The sequence below is a fragment of the Streptomyces sp. NPDC111516 genome (genome assembly GCF_055635345.1).
Genome location: NZ_JBVKBV010000015.1, coordinates 173964 through 180494, shown reverse-complemented (window position 1 = coordinate 180494; position 6531 = coordinate 173964). Strand labels below are relative to the sequence as shown.

Genomic DNA, 6531 nt, shown 5'->3' with positions numbered 1-6531 from the left:
AGGGGGGACCCTGTGGGAGAGTAGGACGCCGCCGAACTCCTTTTACGGGAAAGCCCCGTGCCCTTGTGGCACGGGGCTTTCCTGCGTTCACGGCCTTTTGCGATACCCCCGTGCACCCGCCGTCAGTGGCTGAGGGTAAGGTCAGGGGGCATCATTGGCACGTTCTTCACACAGGAGGCCCCCGGGTGGAGGTCCAGGAGACTCGGGTCCAGACGGACCGGGTACTCACCATCCCCAACATCCTCAGCATGGCTCGCCTTGTCGGGGTTCCGCTCTTCCTGTGGCTGATTCTTCGCCCTGAGTTCGGCGGGCCCAAGAGCGATGGCTGGGCACTGCTGGTGCTGATGCTCAGCGGGGTCAGCGACTACCTCGACGGTAAGCTCGCTCGCCGGTGGAACCAGATCAGCAGCCTCGGCCGGCTCCTGGACCCTGCCGCAGACCGCCTCTACATTCTTTCGACTCTTGTCGGCCTGACCTGGCGGGAGATCCTGCCGCTCTGGCTCACCGCGGCACTTCTGGCCCGCGAGCTGATGCTCCTCCTGATGGTGGGAATCCTTCGCCGTCATGGCTATCCGCCGCCCCAGGTGAACTTTCTGGGGAAGGCAGCCACGTTCAACCTGATGTACGCGTTCCCCTTGTTGCTGCTCAGCGATGGAAGTGGTTGGCTTGCATCTCTGGCCGCTGTTTTCGGATGGGCGTTCGCAGGTTGGGGTACAACGCTCTATTGGTGGGCAGGGATCCTCTACGTGATTCAGGTCCGCAGACTCGTCAAGGCGGATGTAGTAGCCGATTGAGCTCGTTGATGCGGGGCCGCGCAGAGTGGCCGGCCCGCCGCTGATGATTCGAATGGCGCCCCGACGGGCGAAGTCGGCCAAACCGTCGTCTGTTCAAGGAGGACGTTTCCGACATGAAGGCCGTCGTGATGGCTGGCGGCGAAGGCACCCGTCTTCGCCCCATGACCTCAAGCATGCCCAAGCCGCTTCTGCCCGTCGCCAATCGGCCAATCATGGAGCATGTGCTTCGGCTGCTCAAGCGGCACGGGCTCAATGAGACCGTCGTAACGGTCCAGTTTCTCGCCTCGTTGGTCAAGAACTACTTCGGGGACGGCGAAGAGCTCGGGATGGAGCTCAGTTACGCCAATGAGGAGAAACCGCTCGGCACTGCGGGGAGCGTGAAGAACGCTGAGGAAGCGCTGAAGGACGACACCTTCCTCGTGATTTCCGGTGACGCACTCACCGACTTCGATCTCACCGACCTCATCGCCTTCCACAAGGAAAAGGGCGGGCTGGTGACGGTATGCCTGACTCGGGTGCCGAATCCGCTGGAATTCGGCATCACCATCGTCGACGAAGCGGGCCAGGTCGAACGTTTCCTGGAGAAGCCCACCTGGGGTCAGGTCTTCTCGGACACCGTCAACACAGGGATCTACGTCATGGAGCCCGAGGTCTTCGACTATGTCGAGGCCGACGTCTCCGTGGACTGGTCCGGTGATGTTTTCCCGCAGCTCATGAAGGAAGGCAAGCCCATCTACGGCTATGTCGCCGAGGGCTACTGGGAGGACGTCGGCACCCACGAGAGCTATGTGAAGGCCCAGGCCGACGTTCTCGAGCGCAAGGTCGACGTCGAGATCGACGGCTTCGAGATCTCGCCGGGCGTATGGGTTGCGGAAGGCGCCGAAGTACATCCCGACGCGGTACTGCGGGGCCCCCTGTACATCGGTGACTACGCAAAAGTCGAAGCCGGCGTGGAGATTCGCGAGCACACGGTCATCGGGTCCAACGTCGTTGTCAAGAGCGGCGCTTTTCTGCATAAGGCCGTGGTGCACGACAACGTCTACATCGGTCAGCACAGCAACCTGCGCGGATGCGTTATCGGTAAGAACACCGACGTCATGCGCGCCGCCCGCATCGAGGACGGCGCGGTCATCGGCGACGAATGTCTGGTAGGTGAGGAATCGATCGTTCAGGGAAATGTCCGCGTCTACCCGTTCAAGACCATCGAGGCCGGTGCCTTTGTCAACACCTCGGTGATCTGGGAATCGCGGGGGCAGGCTCATCTCTTCGGGGCCCGTGGTGTATCCGGGATTCTGAACGTCGAGATCACGCCGGAGCTGGCGGTCCGGCTCGCCGGAGCGTATGCCACGACTCTCAAGAAGGGTTCGACGGTCACCACCGCACGTGACCACTCCCGCGGTGCCCGTGCGTTGAAGAGAGCGGTGATCTCCGCGCTTCAGGCCAGCGCCATCGACGTACGGGACCTGGAGAACGTACCGATGCCCGTCGCGCGACAGCAGACCGCGCGCGGCAGTGCCGGCGGGATCATGATCCGTACGTCCCCCGGCGTGCCCGACTCGGTCGACATCATGTTCTTCGACGAGCGGGGCGCGGACCTCTCGCAGGCACGCCAGCGGAAGCTGGACCGGGTCTACGCACGTCAGGAATACCGCCGGGCCTTCCCGGGGGAGATCGGGGACCTGCACTTCCCGTCCAGCGTCTTCGATTCGTACACCGGATCGCTGCTGCGGAACGTGGACACCGCAGGGATTGCCGAAGCGGCTCTCAAAGTCGTCGTCGACGCCTCCAACGGCAGTGCCGGGCTCGTCCTTCCCAGCCTCCTCGGACGGCTCGGCGTGGACGCGTTGACCATCAATCCCGGCCTGGACGAATCCCGGCCCACCGAATCCGCCGACACCCGGCGGTCCGGACTGGTGCGGCTGGGCGAGATCGTCTCCTCGGCACGGGCCGCTTTCGGCGTGCGATTCGACCCGGTCGGTGAGCGACTCTCCCTGGTCGACGAACGGGGCAGGATCGTGGAGGACGATCGGGCGCTCCTGGTGATGCTCGACCTAGTGGCTGCCGAGCGGCGCAGCGGGCGCGTGGCGCTGCCGGTGACCACGACACGGGTCGCCGAGCAGGTCGCGGCGTACCACGGCACGCAGGTCGAATGGACGACGACATCGCCCGACGATCTGACGCGTGTGGGACGTGAGGAGGGCACCATCTTCGGTGGAGACGGCCGCGGCGGCTTCATCGTTCCCGAATTCAGCAGTGTCTTCGACGGCTTCGCCGCCTTCGTGAGACTCCTCGGGCTCGTCGCCAGGACCCAGCTCACCCTCAGCCAGATCGATGCCCGCATTCCCCGTGCCCACGTCCTGCGGCGTGATCTGCCCACCCCGTGGGCCGTCAAGGGCATGGTCATGCGCCGGGTCGTGGAGGCCGCCGGGGACCGCAGTGTCGACACGACGGACGGTGTGCGGGTCGTCGAGGCCGACGGGCGATGGGTGATGGTGCTTCCGGACCCGGCCGAGGCTGTCACCCATTTGTGGGCCGAGGGCCCGGATGACGCCTCCGCGCAGGCGTTGCTGGACGAATGGGCAGCGGTCGTGGACAGCGCAGGTCACTGAGGGTTCCACCGCTGTGCCCGGAAGCGTCGCTCGACGCCGCCGGGCACACCGGTGGGGCCATTCGGCGGTAGCGGTGGCGACGTGCGACGATGTGCGGCATGTCGCAGCAGCCCCCCGATCGGAGTATCGCCTCGCGCCCCGACGCGTCCATGTCGCTGCTGACCAATGTGATGGACCACAGCCTCGACGACGGGTACGCCGAGGCATCGGCGCGTCGCGAGGCCGACGGGAGCGCGGGACTGCCCCGCACACTCAAGGCGAAACTCGGCCTCGCCGCCTGTCTGGTGCTTGCTGCCCTTGTCGTCACGCTCGGGGCCGCCCAGGCACGCGTCGCCGCGCCGGTCCTCGCCAAGGAGCGCGAGGAATTGATCGACCGTGTCGGCGGGGAGACGGCGGCGGCGGACGACCTCGAGGCGCAGGTCGACAAGCTCCGGGACGATGTGGGCAGTCGGCAGCGCAAGGCATTGGAGAAGCACGGCGGGGACCAGGGGGAGCTGGTGGCGTTGCTCGCCGGAGCGACGCCGGTGGAAGGGCCCGGCGTAAAACTCGTCGTCGACGACGCCAAGGACACCGAGCAGGGCGGTGGCGGGCCGAGGGAGACCAGCGGATTCTCCGACACCGGGCGGGTCCGCGACCGGGACCTGCAGCGGGTCGTCAACGGCCTGTGGCAGTCCGGTGCGGAAGCGATCGCGATCAACGGACAGCGTCTGACGGCCCTGTCGGCGATCCGCGCGGCCGGCGACGCCATACTGGTCGACAACAGACCGCTCGTGCCGCCGTACACGGTGCTGGCGGTGGGGGACGGAAAGCCGTTGAGCAGCGCATTCCAGGACAGTGCCGACGGCCAGTATCTGCAGGCACTCAAGGACACCTTCGACATCCGGACAAGCATGTCCGTCCAGGCGAAGGTGAGCCTCCCGGTCGCGCCGAGCCTGATCGTACGAACAGCAGAGCCTTACAAGGCCGCAGACACCGGCAGTGGTGCGGCAGAGACAGGGAAGGGCACATCGTGATCGCCGTACTGGGCCTCGTCGTGGGAGTCGTGGTCGGACTGTTGGTCCGGCCCGAGGTGCCGGCGGTGGTCGAGCCCTATCTTCCGATCGCTGTGGTGGCTGCTCTCGACGCAGTCTTCGGTGGTCTACGGGCCATGCTCGACGGAATCTTTGTCGACAAGGTGTTCGTCGTCTCGTTCCTGTCGAATGTCGTGGTGGCCGCACTGATCGTGTTCCTGGGTGACAAGCTGGGCGTCGGCGCACAGCTCTCCACCGGTGTGGTGGTCGTGCTCGGGATCCGGATCTTCTCCAACGCCGCGGCCATCCGCCGGCACGTCTTCCGGGCCTGAGGCCGATGAGCAACGAAGAACTTCCCAGCGGCAAGGAGCACCCCGGCGAGCAGCCGGCCGACGCTGCCAAGGAGCTCACCGGGCGTCAGCGGCTTGTCGCCGGGCTGTGGCCGCCGCGGTTGACACGGGCCCAACTCATCGTCGCGCTGCTGCTGTTCGTCCTCGGTCTCGGGCTGGCGATTCAGGTCCGCTCGAACAGCGACAACAGCGCACTGAGAGGTGCCCGCCAGGAGGACCTCGTCCGCATTCTCGACGAGCTGGACGACCGCACACAGCGTCTCGAGGATGAGAAGCAGCGTCTCGACGCTCAACGCACGGAGCTGGAGAACAGCTCCGACCAGGCCGAGGAGGCGCGCAAGCAGACGGTGGAGAAGGAACGGCAACTCGGTGTCCTCGCGGGCACCGTGGCCGCACACGGGCCCGGGATCACCCTCACCGTCAATGACCCGGGAGACGGAGTCAAGGCGGACATGCTGCTCGATGCACTCCAGGAGTTGCGAGCGGCAGGCGCCGAGGCGATCGAGGTCAATGGCGTCAGAGTGGTGGCCAATACGTACTTCTCCGGTGACGGCGGCAAGGTCAAGGTCGACGGCCGTAAGATCACCGCGCCGTACGTGTTCAAGGTGATCGGCAAGCCCCAGGACCTGGAGCCGGCACTGAACATCCCCGGCGGTGTGGTGCAGACACTGGAGAAGGAGCAGGCCACCGTGCATGTTGAGCAGGCCGACGACATCGTCGTGGACGTCTTGCGACCGGCAAAGCGGCCTGACTACGCTCGGTCGTCGTCCCCGTGAGGCCGCGGCGTCGAGGGGGCGAAGGACACGGGCAGGCGGCTGCGGGGGGTCGCCGCATCGTAATGGTGGTGCGTGGTGGAAACTGTCGAGTGGATACGGACGTTGTGAAGATGTCCGGGTCGGCAGGTGTGTTCATTCAGGGTTCGTCCTGCCCCACGGGCGGGTCTATTTCGGTCAAGGGGAATCGCCCGTGAAGTTGTTTGGGAAGTTGTTCGGCAAGAGCGCTCGCGATGAGGCTGCCCGCCATCGCGCACCGCGCCATGGCCAGGCGGATGAGCAGGGCTCGGAGCGCCCGCTCTTCCGCGATCAGGTGTCGGGTTCGGGCAGTGACAATTCGGGCGCTTCCGGCGCGTCGTCTGTTGACCCTGCCGGTGCCGCCCGCATAGGTTTCGGAGAACCGTCAACCTCAGGTACGGGTGGAGGGTTTACCCCGAGGCAGGAGGGTTCGTCCATGCCGGTCTGTACGAGGTGCGGGCATCGCAACGCCGAGGCCAGTCGTTTCTGCTCCAACTGCGGTGCGCCGCTGAGGGGCGGAATTCCCGAGCGTGCCTCGGAGACGACCTCGACCATTTCCATCTCAGGTCTCGAGGCGTACGAGGCGGAGGCCACCGGGCAGACGCTCGTGCCGTCCCTCTCGCCCGAGGCGCAGGCTGCTGTCGACGCACTTCCGCTCGGCTCGGCGCTGCTCGTGGTGCGGCGCGGTCCGAACTCCGGCAGCCGCTTCCTGCTGGACAGCGAGCTGACCACGGCCGGCCGCCACCCGCAGAGCGACATCTTCCTCGACGACGTGACGGTGTCGAGGCGGCACGTGGAGTTCCGCAGGAGCCCCGACGGAAGCTTCACGGTCGGGGATGTGGGCAGCCTCAACGGCACCTACGTCAACCGCGAGCGCATCGACTCCGTTGCCCTGTCCAACGGCGACGAAGTGCAGATCGGCAAGTACCGGCTGGTCTTCTACGCGAGCCAGCGGGGCATCTGACCCGTCAGGGAAG

At 66.0% G+C, this 6531-nt stretch carries 6 protein-coding genes; all 6 read left to right on the top strand.

Features of this window, described 5'->3' with window-relative positions; genetic code table 11:
* The first annotated feature begins 185 nt into the window (after positions 1–185).
* Positions 186–794 (top strand): CDP-alcohol phosphatidyltransferase family protein, encoded by a 609-nt coding sequence (locus ACZ7L9_RS26015; RefSeq protein WP_471418680.1) that lies wholly within the window; start codon positions 186–188, stop codon positions 792–794.
* 113 nt (positions 795–907) lie between these two features.
* Positions 908–3403, top strand: coding sequence for a sugar phosphate nucleotidyltransferase (locus ACZ7L9_RS26010; RefSeq protein ID WP_471418678.1), 2496 nt, complete (start codon positions 908–910; stop codon positions 3401–3403).
* A gap of 149 nt (positions 3404–3552) precedes the next feature.
* Positions 3553–4416: a DUF881 domain-containing protein gene (locus ACZ7L9_RS26005; RefSeq protein WP_471418697.1), complete on the top strand. Its 864-nt coding sequence runs from the start codon at positions 3553–3555 to the stop codon at positions 4414–4416.
* The gene (locus tag ACZ7L9_RS26000; RefSeq protein WP_003970459.1) at positions 4413–4745 is read left to right on the top strand and encodes a small basic family protein; all 333 of its coding nucleotides are present in this window, start codon (positions 4413–4415) and stop codon (positions 4743–4745) included. Before ACZ7L9_RS26005 ends, ACZ7L9_RS26000 begins: the two co-directional genes overlap by 4 nt.
* Positions 4746–4750: 5 nt before the next feature.
* Positions 4751–5539: a DUF881 domain-containing protein gene (locus ACZ7L9_RS25995; protein WP_471418676.1), complete on the top strand. Its 789-nt coding sequence runs from the start codon at positions 4751–4753 to the stop codon at positions 5537–5539.
* Positions 5540–5729: 190 nt separating this feature from the next.
* On the top strand, positions 5730–6518 hold the full coding sequence (locus ACZ7L9_RS25990) for an FHA domain-containing protein (protein WP_471418674.1): 789 nt from the start codon (positions 5730–5732) through the stop codon (positions 6516–6518).
* Positions 6519–6531 lie beyond the last annotated feature (13 nt).